This window comes from Xylophilus sp. GW821-FHT01B05 (assembly GCA_038961845.1).
In the GTDB taxonomy this organism is placed as follows: domain Bacteria; phylum Pseudomonadota; class Gammaproteobacteria; order Burkholderiales; family Burkholderiaceae_C; genus Xylophilus.
On the sequence record CP152408.1, the window covers coordinates 5,134,644 to 5,148,497 of the forward strand.

At 67.2% G+C, this 13,854-nt stretch carries 12 protein-coding genes; 1 reads left to right on the forward strand and 11 read right to left on the reverse strand.

Annotated features, from left to right (window positions below; all coding sequences use genetic code 11):
- Window positions 1-7: 7 nt before the first annotated feature.
- The 7 genes from AAFF27_23975 to AAFF27_24005 form a co-directional block, all read right to left on the reverse strand.
- Window positions 8-2,083: an alpha/beta hydrolase domain-containing protein gene (locus AAFF27_23975; protein XAH26314.1), complete on the reverse strand. Its 2,076-nt coding sequence runs from the start codon at window positions 2,081-2,083 to the stop codon at window positions 8-10.
- Window positions 2,084-2,211: 128 nt separating this feature from the next.
- Window positions 2,212-3,180: a tripartite tricarboxylate transporter substrate binding protein gene (locus tag AAFF27_23980; GenBank protein XAH23010.1), complete on the reverse strand. Its 969-nt coding sequence runs from the start codon at window positions 3,178-3,180 to the stop codon at window positions 2,212-2,214.
- A 100-nt stretch (window positions 3,181-3,280) separates the two neighbouring features.
- Window positions 3,281-3,823: a cupin domain-containing protein gene (locus tag AAFF27_23985; protein XAH23011.1), complete on the reverse strand. Its 543-nt coding sequence runs from the start codon at window positions 3,821-3,823 to the stop codon at window positions 3,281-3,283.
- A gap of 25 nt (window positions 3,824-3,848) precedes the next feature.
- A complete protein-coding gene (locus AAFF27_23990) occupies window positions 3,849-4,790 on the reverse strand; it encodes a tripartite tricarboxylate transporter substrate binding protein (protein ID XAH23012.1) in 942 nt (313 codons plus the stop codon).
- Between the two features lie 48 nt (window positions 4,791-4,838).
- The gene (gene fahA / locus AAFF27_23995; protein ID XAH23013.1) at window positions 4,839-6,122 is read right to left on the reverse strand and encodes a fumarylacetoacetase; all 1,284 of its coding nucleotides are present in this window, start codon (window positions 6,120-6,122) and stop codon (window positions 4,839-4,841) included.
- A 62-nt stretch (window positions 6,123-6,184) separates the two neighbouring features.
- Window positions 6,185-6,556: a hypothetical protein gene (locus tag AAFF27_24000; GenBank protein XAH23014.1), complete on the reverse strand. Its 372-nt coding sequence runs from the start codon at window positions 6,554-6,556 to the stop codon at window positions 6,185-6,187.
- Window positions 6,553-7,941 carry an acyclic terpene utilization AtuA family protein gene (locus tag AAFF27_24005; GenBank protein ID XAH23015.1) on the reverse strand — a complete coding sequence of 463 codons (1,389 nt, stop codon included), beginning with the start codon at window positions 7,939-7,941 and terminating at the stop codon, window positions 6,553-6,555. Before AAFF27_24005 ends, AAFF27_24000 begins: the two co-directional genes overlap by 4 nt.
- A gap of 91 nt (window positions 7,942-8,032) precedes the next feature.
- Between AAFF27_24005 and AAFF27_24010 the strand changes: the two genes are divergently transcribed.
- Window positions 8,033-8,968, forward strand: coding sequence for a LysR family transcriptional regulator (locus AAFF27_24010; protein XAH23016.1), 936 nt, complete (start codon window positions 8,033-8,035; stop codon window positions 8,966-8,968).
- 256 nt (window positions 8,969-9,224) lie between these two features.
- Here the strand turns inward: AAFF27_24010 and AAFF27_24015 are convergent, their stop codons facing one another.
- The 4 genes from AAFF27_24015 to AAFF27_24030 form a co-directional block, all read right to left on the reverse strand.
- Window positions 9,225-10,622, reverse strand: coding sequence for an IS1182 family transposase (locus tag AAFF27_24015; protein XAH26315.1), 1,398 nt, complete (start codon window positions 10,620-10,622; stop codon window positions 9,225-9,227).
- Window positions 10,623-10,889: 267 nt separating this feature from the next.
- Entirely contained in the window at window positions 10,890-11,987 is a 1,098-nt protein-coding gene (locus AAFF27_24020; GenBank protein ID XAH23017.1) for a chemotaxis response regulator protein-glutamate methylesterase, read from the reverse strand.
- 314 nt (window positions 11,988-12,301) lie between these two features.
- Window positions 12,302-12,961: a chemoreceptor glutamine deamidase CheD gene (gene cheD / locus AAFF27_24025; protein ID XAH23018.1), complete on the reverse strand. Its 660-nt coding sequence runs from the start codon at window positions 12,959-12,961 to the stop codon at window positions 12,302-12,304.
- Window positions 12,948-13,784 (reverse strand): CheR family methyltransferase, encoded by an 837-nt coding sequence (locus tag AAFF27_24030; protein ID XAH26316.1) that lies wholly within the window; start codon window positions 13,782-13,784, stop codon window positions 12,948-12,950. Before AAFF27_24030 ends, cheD begins: the two co-directional genes overlap by 14 nt.
- Window positions 13,785-13,854 lie beyond the last annotated feature (70 nt).

Sequence of the window (13,854 nt, forward strand, 5' to 3'; positions counted from 1 at the left end):
TCAGCCATCAGGGCAGGACCGGGTTGTCGATGGCGCGCTGCACCCGGATGTCGGCGTCGCGCTGCAGCAGCAGGCGCTGCTGCACCAGCGAACGTGCCGCCGTCGTCACCGCCTGTACATAGCCCGCCTGGTTGCCATACAGCGACTCCAGCGAAGGCCGGCCGTCGCCCGCGGACCTGCGCGCCGCCTCGGTCTTGTGGAAGGGCAGGTAGCTGCCGCTCAGGTTGACCAGATCGACGATGCCCGGCGTGGCGACGTAGTTGAACTCCAGGCTGGTGCCCAACGGCGCCTGCACATCCACGCTGCGGATGCCGGCGCGCGTCAGGCCAGTGCTTGAGTCGACCTGCGGCACCAGGATGGCGTAGTCCCGGCCGGCGTAGCGCGGCGGCAGGATGGACGGGATGCCGGACTCGTCCTGCGGACGGTACTGCGGCCCGAAGTCCAGCAGCGGGAAGCCGTTGAAGCGCGCCAGGTACTGGAAGTCCGGCACCACGGCGCTGCCACCTGCGGGCCAGGCCGTGCCGCGGATGGCGGGAAAGCTGAGTTGCTCCGGCCGCACCAGCGTGCCATTGGCCAGTTGAGGTACCTGGCTTGGTGGCGGCGACGCATCTCGCGCCACCCAGTCGGCCAGGTCGAGGAACAGGGCGCGGAAGGTGTCGGCAAAGTCCACCATGCTGCCGCGCGGGTAGACCGCCGACGTCGGGTCGTAGACGATGCCGCTGCTGCGCCCGCCGGTGCCGCCGCCGTGCTGCGTGCTGGCGTAGTAGTAGATGCGCGCGTTATCGGGCTGCACCAGGTCGCGGGTGCCGAGCGCATCGGTCAGTACCGGCGAGCCCTGCAGTTGCCAGAACTCGGTGCCCGACAGGCCCAGGAAGAACTTCGGGCAGGTCTGGCTGGCCTGGCAGCGCGCCATCACGCCGCCAGTGCGGCCGGACACGGCATCGACATAGTCGGCCGCCAGCCCACGCGGCGCAGTCTGGCCGAAGGCGCTGTGGTCGGTGCGCAGGCCGCCACCGCCACCGGGCACGGCAAAGCGGGTGTTGATATTGGTCTGACGCGCGGCCACATGGGCGTAGATGCCATCGAACACCTTGGCGCCATCCAGCGCCCGGTTGAAGCCCAGGTGCAGAAAGGTCTTCATCGCGTTACCCGACTGCGAGGTGCCCTGGCCAATGGCATAGCGGATGCTGCCCGCCAGCGGGTTGGGCATGCCGGCGCTATCGGCCGGGCGCTTGCGCAAGAAGCTCACCGTGTCGCGCAGGGCCGCCAGGCCCACGCCCATCACGCGCGGGTCTTTGGCGATATAGGTGATCTCATACAGCACATTGGGCTGAAAACCACCCTTCAGGCAGACCGAGGCTGGGTTGGGCGTGCCGGGAAACGCATTGGCGGCTGCATCGCAGGTGGCGAACTTCCAGTCGGACGCCGGGATCGGCACGCGCGGATCGGTTTCATTGACGCGGCGCGTCAGCGCGAAGCCGGCGGCGGTGTTGTCCAGCGTGGCCGGCGCGTAGGGGATCATGGTGCCGTTGAAGACACCGCCCGGCAAGGTCAGCGCCGGCGAGGCGGCGGTGGCAATCAGCTCGGCCGCGTAGGGGCCGGTGATCGACGAACCGTCCTTGTTGCGCGCAATGGGCACGTCGAGCGTGAGGCGCTGCGCGCTGCTCTTGGGCACATCGCCCTGCCAGGCCGAGAACAACCAGACATAGCCCTGCTCAAAGTACACCGCATCGCTGGGCGCCGTGGCCAGGTTAGGCATGGTCAGGATGTTGCCGCGATTGGGTGCGTCGTAGCGCAGGATGCCGTTGGCGCGGGCCATGTCCTTGGGCTTGAGCATGACGAAATCGCTCTGGTACTCGACCATGCCGCGTGCATTCACCGGCGCCAGCTCCAGGTCCTGGATGACGGCGTTCTTCGGGTCGCGCGGATCGACCTCGCCGCGGATCGTGCCGCTGAGCTGCTCGTAGGCGCCCACGCTGCCAAAGCTGCCGGCCATGTCCTGGCGGCTGCTGATGTTCATCTCGATGCGCGGGCTTGCGTCTGCGCCCGAGCCGCCACCACAGGCCGTCAGCAAGCCGGCCATGCCCCATGCGGCGGCGTACCCAACGCTACGCCGCAGCGTGCGCCACTGTGTCTTTTTCATGTTTTGTCTCTGTTGATTGAAAGCCATGGCCCGTGTGTCCGGGCCTGTACGTGGTGATCCGGCTGCGCTTACTCGGCTTCGATGCCCGCGCCCTTCACGATGCGGCCCCACTTCTGCGATTCGGCGGTCTGGAACTTGGCCAGCTCATCCGGCGTGGTGGTGAACACCTCGGTGCCAGAGGATTCATAAAAGGCGGTACGGGCGCTGTCGCTGTGCGCGGCCTTTACCAGCAGTTCGTTCAGGCGCTTGACTACCGCCGGCGGCGTATGCGCGGGTGCATAGGCGGCGAACCAGTAGCCCATTTCGTAGCCCGGCACGCCGGCTTCGGCGATGGTCGGCACATCGGGCGCGAGCGGCGAGCGTTTGGCGCTGGACATGCCCAGCGCGCGCAGCTTGCCGGCCTTGACCTGGGGCAAGCCGGTGGCCGTGTCGGTGATCATCATCTGGATCTGGTTGCCCAGCAGGTCAGTAACGGCCAACGGGTTGCTCTTGTACGGCACGTGCAGCAACTGGATGCCGGCCATCTGCTGCAGCAGCTCGCCCGCCATGCGGCTGGAAGAACTGCCGCTGCCAAAGCTGAGCTTGCCCGGTTCCTTCTTGGCCAGGGCGATGAATTCGCCCACGGTCTTGGCTGGCAATGCCGGGTTCACCACCATGATCTGGCCGCCCTTGCCCAGGCCGGTGATGGGGCTGAAGTCCTTCACCGGGTCGTAGGGCAGCTTCTTGTACAGGTGCTCATTGGCAGCGTGTGTGGTGTTGGTGGTGATCAGCACGGTGTAGCCGTCGGCCGGCGCGCGCGCCACGCTTTGCGAGGCGATGAAGCCGCTGGCGCCGGCCTTGTTGTCGACCACCACGGACTGGCCGCTTTCAGCGGACACGGCCTGGCCAATGGCGCGCGCGATCTGGTCGGTGGCGCTGCCTGCGGCAAAGGGCACGACGAAGGTGATGGACTTGGCGGGGAAGGTCTGGGCCTGGGCCCAGGTCTGCAACAGCCCAATAGCGACCGTTGCCGTAGCCAGTGTGCGAACAAGTTTCATGCTTTTGTCTCTCGATAGTTGTGGAAAAAACAAGGGGGGACTGACGTTTGCGGCGGTCCCGGGAATAGCCCTCACCAAAGCTGGCAGGGCACTGCGGCGATCAGCCCGCGTCGATCAATACGAAGGCGAGGCGTGCCACGGTGTCCGAGCGGTTCGCCCAGGCATGCTGGGTGCCGCGCTGGATAAGGACATCCCCCGCGCGAAGAAGTGTTTCCTGCGTATCCAGGACCGCAAACACTTCGCCCTGCAGGACCAGCGCGTAGTCCACCGACTCTGTACAGTGCATGCCGGGGTGCTTCTGCGTGCCGGCGTCATCGCGATGCGCATCGCGGAACACACTGCCGAACGTGGCCTGGATTCGCTGGCGCGTCTCCTCGGGGTCTTTCGACTCTGGCGGCAGATCGATGATGCGCAGCACGCTGCCACGCGGCGGAGGGGCGATTCCCTGCAATGCGTCTAGTCCGTCCTCGGCATCGATGGAAGCCGGAGAGGACGTCGTGCACCACAGGTTGACGGCCTGGAACCCAGGCCGTGATGCCAGCGTGCGCACGTTGCGGGCCGGGCCGTCTTCTGCGATACAGGACCGGCCTTCGGCGTCATGGCCCGTGACGACGCGACGGATGGTGGAAGAAGAGTGGTTCACGTTGTCTCCCGGGGCAAACACGGGTTCATTCGGCTTTGAGATTGAGCGACTGGATCGTCTTTTCCAGCACCAGGAAATCGTCCGCAACACGCTGCAAGTACTGCGGGCCATCCAGGTAGGCCGGGTTCTGCGACTGCGTTCTGGCTGCATCACGGAAGTCTTCGGACTGCACCGTGGCCGCGCAAGCCTTGGTCAGCAGGTGCAGCGTTTCCGGGGAAGTTCCCTTCGGCGCCCAAAGCCCATTCAGGCCAGGGGCCAAGGAGGAAATGCCAAGCTCCTTGAAGGTGGGGGCATCCGGATAGCGCGACTGCCGCTGCTCGGCAAAAACGGCCAGCACGCGCAGTTTGTTGTTGGCCGCTGCCGCCGCGGCAGAGGACACACCGAACTGCAGTGCCCCGCCCATCAGATCGACCAGCATGGGGCTGTCCCCACGGTAGGTAATGGGGTTGAACTTCAGGCCTGCGGCTTTTGCGAAGTGTTCAGCAGAAAGGTGCGGGACGGTCCCTTGCCCGGCAGTCCCGTAGGCCAGCTTGCCTGGTTCGGCCTTGGCCATTTGCATCAGTTGCTGGATTGACTTGATGGGCGAATCTGCGCTGACAACCAAGGTCATCACGTTCTCATGCGTCTGGCACACCGGCGTCAGTGCGTCGTACCTCGGCCCCCTGAGCAAAATCGAACCGCTGGTGACCGGCGTGGAGGGCCCAAAGGCCAGGGTGTATCCGTTAGGCGTGGCCCTGGCCACCTGCCAGAAGCCGATAGTCCCACCAGCGCCGTCCTTGTTGATGACGACCACCTGCGCACCGAGCTGCGTCGCCATCGACCTTGAGAAAACGCGCGCCATGCTGTCCACCGCGCCACCTGCGGCAAAAGGCACGATCATCTGAATCGGCTGCTGCGCCGGATAGCTCTGCGCTCCCGCCTGGCCCACGCCCGCGCAGAGTGCAAGAAAAATCACCGCCAACTTCATTTTTTGTCTCCTGATAGTTATTGATTTGCAAGGCGATGGATGGCAGCCCTAGCCCGCCATGGGCCACGGCGAAGCGGGCAACACCATGGAGCGGCATTCGCCGAACCCGATGGATACATGGCCCGGCTTGCGGGCATGAGCGCTGAAGACCAGCTCATCGCCGTCCAGCAGCCACTGGCGCCGGCTTCCGTCCGGAAGAAGCAGGGGTTCATGGAATTCCGCCAGGCATCCGCGGCTTTCTCCGCCAGGGCCCGACACGGTTCCGCTGCCGATCAGATCTCCCGGGCGCAGATCGCAGCCATTGGACGTGTGGTGCGCGACCATTTGCGCAAAGGTCCAGTACATGTGCTTGAAGTTGCTGTGCGTGACCCGGATCGGCGCCAGGCCACGGGAACGCATGCTCTCGCTCGTCAGCCACGCGTCCAACTGCAGATCCATGCCGCCGCTCGATGCGTCTTCGCCGTCGTTGAGGTAAGGCAGCGGCGCTGGCTCGCCAGCAGCGCGCAAGCGCGCGGGCGTGCGGAAAGGTGCAAGCGCTTCCGCAAACACCACCCAGGGCGAGACGACCGAGCAAAAGCTCTTGCCCAAAAACGGGCCGAGCGGCGTTGTTTCCCAGCGCTGGATATCGCGCGCCGACCAGTCATTGAGCAGGCAGTAGCCAAATAGCTGCCCCCGGGCCGCCTGCACAGGCACCGGGCTGCCCAGCGCGTTTCCGGGCCCGATGAAGGCACCAAGCTCCAGCTCGAAGTCCAGCGCTTTTGTCGGGCCGAAATACATGCTGCCGTCCGGGGCCTTGGATTGGCCGTTGGGCCGACGCACGTCGTGCCCGCTGGCCCGCACCGAGCTGGCACGGCTGTTGTAGGCCAGCGGCAAGTGAAAGAAGGCCTCTGGGACCGGGTTATCCGGATGGGTACTTCGCCTGGCACGTGAAAGGTGGTCGATGGAGGTCAGGAAATCCGTGAACCCACCGATCACCGCAGGCAATTGCATGCTCACCTCGGCTTGCGGGACCAGCAGTTGCTGCGCAAGCTCCCTGACGTTGGCGACCGCAGAGCCATCGCCGCTTGCCAACAGGTCGAACAGTTGCCCCCGCAACGCCGACGCGGCTGGCAGACCGAGCGCCATCAGGGGATTGAGTGAGCGCCCCATGGCGGCATCGGCCGCCACTTTGGCCAAGCCGGTGAAGAAGCCTGCCTGGTTTGCCTCTGCAATGTCAAACACCTGATCGCCGATGGCAACACCGACGCGCGGGCCTCTGGCCGGTGTCGAGAACACGCCCCATGGCAGGTTCTGCACCGGGAAATCATGGTCCGGGGCGTTGGCGGACTCCACCCAACTGCGGCGCGCCGGATCATGGGTGTGGTTGAGGTGACAGTTCATACGAGGTCTTGAGGTCAGGCTTCGTGCGGCCCGGCCAGCCTGGACGCCAGCGCAGCCGGCACTTGCAGGCGCATGTCGAGCAAATGAAAAGACAGCGACTTGCCGTGCGTGTCGAGGTTGCGCGCATCGTTCACGCCGCCGTCCAGCACACCGTCGAGCACAAAGTTCATCGCCTGCAATTGCGGCAGCAGATAGCGCTGCACGGCCTGCGGCTGGCGGTGAGCGAAATGGCGGGCCACGGCCTCGGGCGTGATCTGCGCAAGCAGCAACGAGTACAGCTCCGGGTGCCAGGCGATCAGGCTGATGTTGGAGCGGTCGCCCTTGTCGCCGGTGCGGCCGTGTGCGGCGCGGCGCAACGGCACGGTCAATGCGGTGGCCTGCGTCATACGGCATCTCCTTCAGGCAACAAGGTGAAGCCGGTAGCCACCGCGCTGCGCGGCACCAGGCATGACAGCGTGGCCAGGCGTGGCGTGAGCGTGCTGCGCACGCCGCCGCCGCCCGCCGGGCCGCAGGTGTAGAGCGCCATCACCTCGCGGCCCAGGCATTCGGCCTGGGCACGGTCGGCGTGGATGGCGGCGATGCGCAGGCGCACGTCGCGTGCGTCGCCCGCGGCGGTGGCGCCGAGCAAGCGGCCGGCGTCGTCGCCCAGGATGCTGAGCACGCCGATCAGGTCGATGCGCAAGTCCAGCGCGGGCAAGCGCTGCTGCAGCACCTGTGCCGCCAGCCGCGCACGCGCTTCGGCGCCGGGGCCGGCGTAGGAGATCTCGCCCTCGGCAAGCCAGCCGCCTTCGTGGCAGACGTTGACCTTGAGCGTGGCCGGGCGGGCGTGGCCGCGCACGCCCTGCAGGCGCACCCGGTCCGGGCCGACGGACTTGACCGTGGCGCCGCTGATGTCAGCGGTGACGTCTGGCGTGAGATAGGCGGCAGGGTCGTGCACCTCGTACAGCAACTGCTCGGTGACGGTGGCGGTGGAGACCAGGCCGCCGGTGCCGTCGGCCTTGCCGATGGTGCAGCCGCCGTCGGCGTCGATCTCCGCGATGGGAAAGCCGACCGCGTGCAGGCCCGGCACATCCTTGTAGCCCGGATCGGCAAAGTAGCCGCCGCAGACCTGGGCGCCGCACTCAAGCAGATGGCCAGCCATGGTGGCGCGCGCCAGCCGGTCCCAGTCGTCGTGGGCCCAGCCAAAGTGCGCGAGCGCGGGGCCCACGGCCAGCGATGGGTCGGCCACGCGGCCGGCCACCACGATCTGGGCGCCGGCGGCCAGTGCGGCGGCGATCGGCTCGGCGCCGACATAGGCGTTGGCGCTGACGATGCGCAGGCCGTCGAGCTGCGCGCCCAAGCCGTCGCGCAGCAGCGCGCGATGGGCATCGCCCGACACATCGTCGCCATGGACGATGGCAATGCGCGGTGCCGGCAGGCCCAGCTCGGCCGCCATGCGCGCGATGTGGCGCGCCGCGGCCGGCGGGTTGGCCGCGCCAAAGTTGCTGACGATGCGGATGCCGTGCGCCAGGCAGCGCGCCAGCACCGGGCGCAGCATGGCGTCCAGCAGCGGCTCGTAGCCCAGCGCCGGATCGGCGCGGCGACGCAGTTGGGCCAGGGCCAGCGTGCGCTCGGCCAGGGTCTCGAAGATCAGGAAGGCCGAGGCGCGCGGGTTGTTCAGCGCGGCCAGGCGCGCGATCAGCGTGTCGACCACCGGCCCGGCCGCGTCCACGCGGTCGCCAGAGAAGCCGGCGGCACAGCCGATCAGCAAGGGAGCAGAAGAAGGCGTCATGGGCGAAGCAGTGAAAGTGGCGCGACTGTAGGCCCAGCCCCATGATCCGTAAAATCGAAAGTCTGGATCAATTGATCTGAATGGCAAATCAATGACCGAGAACCTGCCGGCCCTCTCCACCCGCCAACTGCGCGCCTTTGTGGTGCTGGCCGAGCTGCGCCATTTCACCCGCGCCGCGCAGGCCTGCCACCTGTCGCAGCCGGCCTTCAGCGCGCTGATACGGGCACTGGAAGAAAGCCTGGGCGCGCGCCTGTTCGACCGTGGCACGCGCAGCGTGCAACTGACACCGGAGGGCGCGGTGTTCGAGCCCGCGGCGCGCCATTGGCTGGCCGACCTGAGCGCGGCCGTGGGCGATCTGCACGACCATGCCCAGCGCCGCAAGGGCCGGGTGCATGTGGCCGCCCTGCCCTCGCTGGCGGCAGGCTGGCTGCCGGGCATCTTTCGCCGCTTTCACGAGGCCTGGCCCGGCATTGAGTTGCGGCTGACCGATGCGCTATCAGACGCCTGTATCGAGCAGGTGCAAAGCGGCCGCGCGGACTTTGCGCTGGCCTCCAGCGGCGCCGGCCCGGCGGCGCGCGCACTGCAGGCGCAAGTGCTGTGCGAGGACGGCTTTCACCTGGTCTGCGCGCACGACCATCCACTGGCGCAACTCAGCAGCGCGCCCACGCTGCGCAAACTGGCCGACTACCCTTTTGTGCACCTGGCGCGCAACAGCAGCGTGCGGCAGGCGCTGGACGCTGCCCTGCACCCGCTGCAGATGAACACGGTGCTGGAGGTGGAGCACCTGGCCACCGTCGCCGGCATGGTGGAAGCCGGCCTGGGCATCAGCGTGGTGCCCACGCTCACGCTGTTTCACTTCGAGCGCGCAACGCTGGCCACGCGCCCGCTCAAGGTGCCAGGCCTGAAGCGCCGGGTGTATGTGCTGCGGCGGCGCGACGCGCCGCTGTCGGTGGCGGCGCAGACGCTGCATGACCTGGTGGTGGAGCATCTGCGCACGCAGGTGCCGGCGGCATTTACTACAAAATAGATAGCTACATGCCGGCGCCCCGCCTGCATTTCAGCCACTTTTCTTTAAAATTTCGTAACTGCTCAGCCCCCACACCGCTCGGGCTGAGAAGGCGTGAAAAAATCAACTCCCATGCGCCAACAGGCGGCTTGAAGGCCGCGGTGGCCAATTGAACGGGGCTGCGGCGAGCTCCTGGCCTCTCGGAGGTCCCAGAGCGCCCAGCCGCAGTCTTGGGGCCTTGTGGAGGCTGCAGGGCGAGCCCGCAAGCGCGCTCAGTTCACCCCCCGAGCGCAAACCCCAGCGAGCGCATGCGCATCAAGTTATGCGCCAGCGCGTGCCACAGCAGCACCGCGCGTGCCTTCAACTTGCCGCACACATTCAGGCGGTACAAGCCCCGTCGCCTGAGCTGCGCATTGGCGCATTCGATACTTGCGGCGCGGCGCCTGTAGAGCTTCTGGCCCTCGTCACTGGCCATGAACGCGCGCCACTGCGCAATCAACGGTGAGTCACTGGCCTTGGGGCTGAGCGGATCGAAGCCAGGTTTGCGGCTGCGCGAGGGCGGCACCACCGGCTGCGTGCCGCGACGGCTGAGTTCCTCGAGTGCGTCGTACTGGGGGTAGCCACCATCGGCCAGCCAGTGCGTGGGCGTGCGGCCGTAGCGCTGCTCGATCTGGCGATGCATGGGCGCCATCTCATGCATATCGCTGCCCGCGCAGACCACCGCGATACCGGCGATCAACTGCGTGGCCTCGTCCACCAGCACCTGCGCGTTGTAGGCCGGACGGAATCCTCCGTCGGCCATCTTCATCACCCGGGCGTCTGCATCCGTGGTGCTGACCCGCTTGGGCGCGCCTGCGCTGGACTTCGGCTGCGCCTCGCCGCTGGCGGGGCGTGGCTCGGCAGGTGGGGCGTCGGGTTCGGGCAGGGCGCTGGGAGCATCCCCGGCGGGGCTATCACCTACTGGGGCCTGGCCAGACTTGCCTCGCCTGGCACGCGCACTGGCCTTGTTCTTGATCTTGTCGAGTGCGCCCCGCTCGATCTCGCCGAAGGTCTGCAGTGCCCGGGCCAGGCGCTCCTCGCGCTCCCGTGCGGCGCGTTCGCGCGCGGCGGCCTTGCGCCGCGTGCTGGCGCCCGCATCGGCCTCGAGTTCGCTCTTGAGGGCGTTGACCTGGGCGAGCGCCAAGGCATGCAGCTCGCCCAGGCGCTCCTTGCGCCGGAAGCTCGAGGCCTTGGCGTGGGCGCGAACGCGCAGGCCGTCCTGGGCGACTACGTCGAGCGTGACCAGCTTGCGCTCCATGAGCGCGGCGATGCTGCGGGTGAGTTGCGCATCGAGCCATTCGGTGTTGGCTGTGCGAAAGCTCGCCAGCGTGTGGTAGTTGACCCCGACGCCACCGCAGAGCCAGCGGTAGATGTCGTCGCGCTCGCACAGCCGGTCGATCTCGCGGGCCGAGCCCACGCCCTCGACGGTGGCCCACAGCCACAGCGCCATGAGGATGGCCGGATCGATGGCGGGTGCGCCGGCCGAGCCTTGCACCGACTTGACCTGGGCGTAGAGCGGCGCGAGGTCCAGCGCCTGCACAAAAGCCCAGACGCTGCGCGCGGGATGGTCTGCGGCGACAAGGGCATCGAGGTCGCAGGGGCGTAGCTCGATCTGCTGGCGATCGGCGTGCAGCAGGCGTGGCGTGCCTGCTGTGTGCGCCGGCTTTGCTGGCCGTGGCGTTGCAACTACGGCGCCATCTGCGGGCGCTTCGTGGAACAGGGCCGCTTGTTCGGATGTCTTGGGGGCGTTGCTTGCGTTGGCCATTCGCTATCAACGCACGGGGGCGGATATTCGTTCACACCTTCTGAGCTTGTCGAAGCCCTGCCCCCATCGCCAAGCCCTTCGACAGGCTCAGGGCGAACGGGGGTGAGTAGTTACAAAATTTCCTGTTCCGCGGCAGCGTCAGATGCGATGGCGCACCGCATCCGGCGCATGCAGGCGCGCCATGAGTGCGGGCGCGATCTGGTCCAGCGGCAGGACCTCGTCGGCGGCGCCGTGGGCGATGGCTTCGCGCGGCATGCCGAAGACGATGCAGCTGGCCTCGTCCTGCACGTAGTTGTAGCTGCCGGCGTCCTTCATCTCGCGCATGGCTTTGGCGCCGTCGGCACCCATGCCGGTCAGCATGATGCCGTAGGCATTGCGGCCGGCGACGGCGGCGGCGGAGCGGAACAGCACCTCGACCGATGGCTTGTGGCGGTTCACCGGCTCGGCGTCGTCCACCACGGCAACATAGTTGGCGCCGCTGCGGCCCACGCTGAAATGCTTGCCGCCCGGCGCGATGTAGGCATGGCCGGGCAGGATGCGCTCGCCGTGCACCGCCTCTTTCACGGTGATGCGGCACAAGGTGTTCAAGCGCGCGGCAAAGCTGGTGGTAAAGCCCGGCGGCATGTGCTGGGTGATGACGATGCCCGGGCAGTCGGCGGGCAACGGCACCAGGATCTGCCGGATCGCCTCGGTGCCGCCGGTGGAGGCGCCGATGAAGATCAGCTTCTCGGTCGAGACCCGGCCCAGCAGCGCGCTGGAAGACAAGGGCGCCGGGGCGGGCACGCTGCCGGCCGTGGCGGGCTGCGCGGGCGCGGCGGCTGGCGCGCGCCGGATCTGCGCCTTGGCGGCGATGCGGATCTTCTCGACGATCTGCACCGCCAGATCGTTCAGGCCGTTGGCCACGCCCACGCGCGGCTTGGCGACGAAGTCGGTGGCGCCCAGCTCCAGCGCGCGCAGGGTGACGTCGGCGCCGCGCTCGGTCAGGGTGGAGATCATCACCACCGGCATCGGCCGCAGGCGCATCAGCCGGCCGAGGAAGTCGATGCCGTCCATGCGCGGCATCTCGACATCGAGCGTGATGACGTCGGGGTTGCGCTCGCGGATCATCTCGCGGGCGATCAGCGGGTCGTTGGCCGTGCCTATGCACTCCATGTCGGGCTGGCGGTTGATGATTTCGGCCAGCAGGCTGCGCACCAGCGCGGAATCGTCCACCACGACAACGCGGATCTTCTTCATGCTCGTCTCTTCTTTAAGAACGTGTTTGCGATCTCTATGGGGTCGCGCAAGTGTCTTTGCGGGATGGGATGCAAGGCGCGGTGCACAGCCAATAGCACCGCTATTGGCAAGCGCCGCAACGCCGCAGACCGCCCGCAAAGGCACTTGCCCTGCGGGTTGGAGTGAAATCGGGCGATTGAGTGTCCCATCTGCTTGCATGGGCGCGAGCCCATGCGGCGGGCGCTGGGCCGCCCACTCATCCCGATTGCACTCCAACGCGATCCCCATACAGATCGTAAACACGTTCTGTAGTCTGGCTGCAGGTCCTGGCGAGCTTAGAACAAATCAACCGAGCCCCCCGCCGTGGCCTGCACCACGACCGCCGCGTTGCCACGCCGCTCCTGCGACAGCAGCGACTCTGGATGGGTGTGCGCCAGGCGCTTGACCATGGCCTTGCCGGTCACCGGAAAGAAGCACACCTTGCGTGGATGGATGTCCAGCACATCGGCGGACAGGATGGGAATGCGCTCGGTGCGCAGGTAGTCCTTCACGAACTCAGTATTGCGCTCGCCCACGTTCATGGTGGTGAAGCCGGCCATCACCTGCGCGCCGCCAAAGATCTTGGCCTGCAGGCTCTCGCGCCGGGCGCCGGCCTTGAGCATTTCGTTGATCAGCAGCTCCATGGCGTAGGAGCCGTAGCGGGCCGAGGCGTCGTCCGCATCGCTCTCGGGCAGCATGAAGTGGTTCATGCCGCCCAGGCCGGTGCGGCTGTCCCACAGGCAGGCGGCAATGCAGGAGCCCAGCACGGTCATGATGACCAGCTCCTGGTTCGACACGAAGTACTCGCCCGGCAGCACCTTGACGGCGTTGTACTGGAAGTGGTGGTCGAAGTAGAAGAACGTGGCCTCGCTCGGCCGGCGCGCCTGCGACTTGAGCAGGTCGAGCGAAGACACGCGGGCCTGCAGCGGCCGCGTCAGTACTTCAGCAGCGCTCATAGACCGTCTTTCCGCGCAGCGTGAACAGGTCGCGCGATTCGCTGAAGTTCTCGGCGTGGCCTACAAACAGCATGCCGCCAGGCTTCATCACGCGGTGGATGCGCTCCAGCACGCGGCGCTGGGTGGCGGCGTCGAAGTAGATCATCACATTGCGGCAGAACACCACGTCGAAGGGCTCCTTGAACGGCCAGTCGTCGCGGATCAGGTTGACGCTCAGGAAGTCGATGTGGCGGCGCAGCTCGGGCTTGACCCGCACCAGCCCGGCATTGGTCTGCTTGCCGCGCAAGAAGAAGCGCTGCTGGCGCTCGGGCGACAAGCCCTTGAGCGCGTCGAGCCGGTAGATGCCGCGCTCGGCCTGCGCCAGCACCTTGGAGTCGATGTCGCTGGCGATCAGCTTGAAGCTCGCCTGCGCGCCCAGCGCCTCTTGCGCGGTCATGACGATGGAATACGGCTCCTCACCGGTCGATGCCGCGTTGCACCACACGCGCCAGGGCGTGCCAGGGCGCGCGGCCAGGTGCTTGGCCAGGATCTCGAAGTGGTGCTGCTCGCGAAAGAAGGCCGTGAGGTTGGTGGTGAGCGCGTTGACGAACTCCTGCCACTCGGTGCCGCCCGAGCCATCGGCCGACTCCAGCCAACCCAGGTAGTCGTGGAAGCTGGAGTGGCCGGTTTCGCGCAGCCGGCGCGAGAGCCGGCTGTAGACCATGGCGTGCTTGCCCTCGTGCAGGCTGATGCCCGCGCGCTGGTAGATCAGCGAGCGCACCCGCTGAAAGTCGGACTCGGTCCAGGCAAATTCACGCGCCGCTGCCGCGGGTGCCGTGGCCAGGGCGCTGTCGCGCGAGAGGGTGGCGAGGGTCGACACGGGAACGCATTCGTGAAGGTGTGCCCCGCGCCGG

What these genes read in the sequence shown, in the direction of transcription:
- AAFF27_24005 (XAH23015.1), bottom strand. Translation starts at nt 7,941, where the DNA reads ATGACGCCTTCTTCTGCTCCCTTGCTGATCGGCTGTGCCGCCGGCTTC.
- AAFF27_24020 (XAH23017.1), bottom strand. Translation starts at nt 11,987, where the DNA reads ATGAAGAAGATCCGCGTTGTCGTGGTGGACGATTCCGCGCTGGTGCGC.
- AAFF27_24010 (XAH23016.1), top strand. Translation starts at nt 8,033, where the DNA reads ATGACCGAGAACCTGCCGGCCCTCTCCACCCGCCAACTGCGCGCCTTT.
- cheD (XAH23018.1), bottom strand. Translation starts at nt 12,961, where the DNA reads ATGAGCGCTGCTGAAGTACTGACGCGGCCGCTGCAGGCCCGCGTGTCT.
- AAFF27_23980 (XAH23010.1), bottom strand. Translation starts at nt 3,180, where the DNA reads ATGAAACTTGTTCGCACACTGGCTACGGCAACGGTCGCTATTGGGCTG.
- AAFF27_24000 (XAH23014.1), bottom strand. Translation starts at nt 6,556, where the DNA reads ATGACGCAGGCCACCGCATTGACCGTGCCGTTGCGCCGCGCCGCACAC.
- AAFF27_23975 (XAH26314.1), bottom strand. Translation starts at nt 2,083, where the DNA reads ATGGCCGGCTTGCTGACGGCCTGTGGTGGCGGCTCGGGCGCAGACGCA.
- AAFF27_23990 (XAH23012.1), bottom strand. Translation starts at nt 4,790, where the DNA reads ATGAAGTTGGCGGTGATTTTTCTTGCACTCTGCGCGGGCGTGGGCCAG.